The organism is Rhizobium sullae (assembly GCF_900169785.1).
GTDB classification, from domain to species: Bacteria; Pseudomonadota; Alphaproteobacteria; order Rhizobiales; family Rhizobiaceae; genus Rhizobium; species Rhizobium sullae.
This window is the reverse complement of record NZ_FWER01000134.1, coordinates 1-3,125: the sequence shown is the minus strand read 5'-3', so window position 1 is coordinate 3,125 and position 3,125 is coordinate 1. Positions and strand designations below refer to the sequence as shown.

Genomic DNA, 3,125 nt, shown 5'->3' with positions numbered 1-3,125 from the left:
CGGACGTGCAGATTGCCGTGGTTGGTGCGGCGGTAAGTGAGCCGGTGGATGAGCCAAGGATAGCCATGGAAGGCGAAAATGATCGGTTTGTTCTTGGTGAACAGAGCATCAAAATCGCGATCCGGCAGCCCGTGCGGATGCTCTTCCGGCGGCTGCAGCTTCATCAGGTTCACCACATTGATGACGCGGACCTTCAGCTCCGGCAGGTGCTTCCGGATCAGATCGACTGCTGCGAGTGTCTCGAGCGTCGGGACGTCGCCGCAACATGCCATCACGACGTCAGGCTCGGTGCCCTTGTCGTTGCTTGCCCATTCCCAAATGCCAAGGCCTTCACTGCAATGCTTGATGGCCTGATCCATTGTCAGCCACTGCGGGGCAGGCTGCTTGCCGGCGACAACGACATTGACATAGTTGCGGCTGCGCAGGCAATGGTCCGTGACTGAAAGCAAGGTGTTCGCATCCGGGGGCAGATACACGCGGACGACATCCGCCTTCTTATTGACCACATGATCGATGAACCCCGGGTCCTGATGGCTGAAGCCATTGTGGTCCTGCCGCCAGACGTGGGAGCTCAGGAAGTAGTTGAGCGAGGCGATCGACCGCCGCCACGGGATCTCGTGGCAGACCTTCAGCCATTTGGCGTGCTGGTTGAACATCGAGTCGATGATGTGGATGAAGGCTTCGTAGCAGGAGAAGAAGCCGTGCCGGCCGGTTAGCAGATAGCCTTCCAGCCAGCCCTGGCATTGATGCTCGCTGAGCACCTCCATCACCCGTCCGTCCGGCGCCAGATGATCGTCCTCCGGATAGATATCCGCCATGTAGCAGCGGTTGGTGACTTCCAGCACATCCTGCCAGCGATTCGAGTTGTTTTCGTCAGGGCTGAACAGGCGGAAGTTGTTGCTCTTCATGTTCATCTTCATGATATCGCGGAGAAACGCCCCCATCATCCGCGCCGATTCGGCGATGGTTGCTCCAGGGCTCGGCACGGATACCGCGTAGTCCTGGAAGTCGGGCATCTTCAGGTCCTGCAGCAGCAAGCCGCCGTTGGCGTGCGGGTTGTCGCTCATTCGGCGATGCCCTGCGGGGGCAAGCGCTGCCAGCTCCGGTTTGAACCGGCCTCCGTCGTCAAACAGTTCCTCGGGGCGGTAGCTCTTCATCCATGCTTCGAGAATGTGGAGGTGTTCCGGCTTGTCCATGTCGCCCATCGGCACCTGGTGCGACCGCCAATAGCCCTCCGACTTCTTGCCGTCTATCTCAGGCGGGCAGGTCCAGCCCTTGGGTGTGCGGAAAACAATCATCGGCCACATAGGACGCTTTACGTTGCCCCTGTCGCGGGCATCTGCCCAGATTTCCTGGATATCCGCCATTGCGGTGTCAAGTACGCCTGCCAGTTGCTGGTGCACGCTCGCGGGGTCATCGCCCTCGACGAAGTATGGCGTGTAACCCATGCCTTCGAAAAATTTCCTCAGCTCGTCGCGGGGAATGCGGGCAAGGAAGCACGGGTTGGCGATCTTGTAGCCGTTCAGGTGCAGGATAGGCAGCACACAGCCATCGCGAGCAGGATTCAGGAACTTATTGCTTTGCCAGCCTGTCGCAAGTGGCCCAGTTTCGGCTTCCCCGTCGCCGACGACGCAGGCGACAATGAGATCCGGATTGTCGAACGCCGCTCCGTAGGCGTGGCTGAGGGCATAGCCCAGTTCGCCGCCCTCGTGGATGCTGCCGGGTGTTTCCGGAGCAACGTGGCTGGGGATGCCGCCTGGAAAACTGAACTGTTTGAACAGCCTCTTCATGCCCTCCGTGTCTTGGCCAATGTTGGGATAGACTTCGCTGTAGGTGCCTTCGAGATAGGCGTGAGCGACCAACGATGGCCCGCCATGTCCCGGCCCGATGACGTAAATCATGTCAAGATCATCGCGTTTGATAACGCGATTGAGGTGGGCGTAGAGCATGTTCAAGCCTGGCGACGTGCCCCAGTGACCAAGCAGCCGGGGCTTTATGTGCTCGCGCCTTAGCGGTTCTTTGAGCAAAGGATTGTCGAGAAGATAGATCTGTCCGACCGACAGGTAGTTCGATGCCCGCCAGTAGGCATCCATTGACTGCAATTCTTCCGCCGAAAGGGGGCCGTCCGCTGCCGTGTTCTCGTTTTTAGCGACCTTTGCGTCTCCTGCCGTTTTGAGCGAAACCATGGGTGCCTCCTCCTCTGAGCCCAGATTGCTGCGGTAAGATCTTCCAAGGTGAGAAATCGTCGAATTTTCTTACTGTTAGCGACTGGGGCGAACGCCTCGGCATGGGATGCTGGCGGCAAGGGCACAATTCGTAGCGCGGTTGTTATCGACCGAATATTTGCCACAGCAGCGTGTTTGGACATGAGCCTGAAACGCTGGCACGCCCGTGATTACCGCCCAGCCCCTATTTCCTATGTCCCGCTCGGCTATCCAAAACAGCTTCGTCCCAGTTCGCAAATATTAAAGCGTGCTAATATTCGCACGAAAGGCATCCGAAGCACAGCTAAAATCGAAGGTACCCGAGGTTTAATCCGAAGGCGTGATCGCAGATCCTTTCGGATCTTCGGAGAAGTGCTCAACCACTCCTCTCACGCCGCGAACACTTTCGGCAGCAACGCGCGCCGCCTCCTTGCACTCTGCCGTGTCAACGTTTCCCCATAGGTGAGCCACACCGTCGGTTACGGCTACGGTCACGTCTTTTCCGAGAAGACCCGTATTTTCGCTGAGCCGTATCGCAATGCTGCGACGGACGGCTTCGTCACCTCGCGCGGTTTCGTCTAGATCGGCTGTAACAATCACTTTCAGAAGATCTGCACGACTGATGATGCCGACCAGCACGCCCTCTCTCATAACGGGAATGCGCTTGATGCCATGCTTCTGCATCAACCCCGAAACCCGTCCAAGCGACGCGTCCTCTTCCACGACCACTGGCGCGCGGCTCATGACGTCTGCAACCCGCCACGCGTTACTCTTAACGTAAGCCGTAGCTTGCTCCTCGGCGGTAAGTACTGACGTTCCGAGTTCGGCGATGGCTCCCCGCCCCAACTCCGTTCTGCGCAGCAGATCACCCTCACTGATGATCCCGACGAGGCAACCCGCATCGTCGATGACCGGAACACC

Annotated in this window: 2 protein-coding genes; both read right to left on the bottom strand. The window is 58.5% G+C overall.

Annotated features, from left to right (window positions below; all coding sequences use genetic code 11):
• Positions 1-2,186, bottom strand: a 2,186-nt coding sequence (locus BN1800_RS39145; RefSeq protein WP_087006259.1) for a phosphoketolase family protein, incomplete at its 3' end; no start/stop codon positions are given.
• A gap of 345 nt (positions 2,187-2,531) precedes the next feature.
• On the bottom strand, positions 2,532-3,125 hold a 594-nt coding region (locus BN1800_RS39140), incomplete at its 5' end, for a CBS domain-containing protein (protein WP_143534263.1).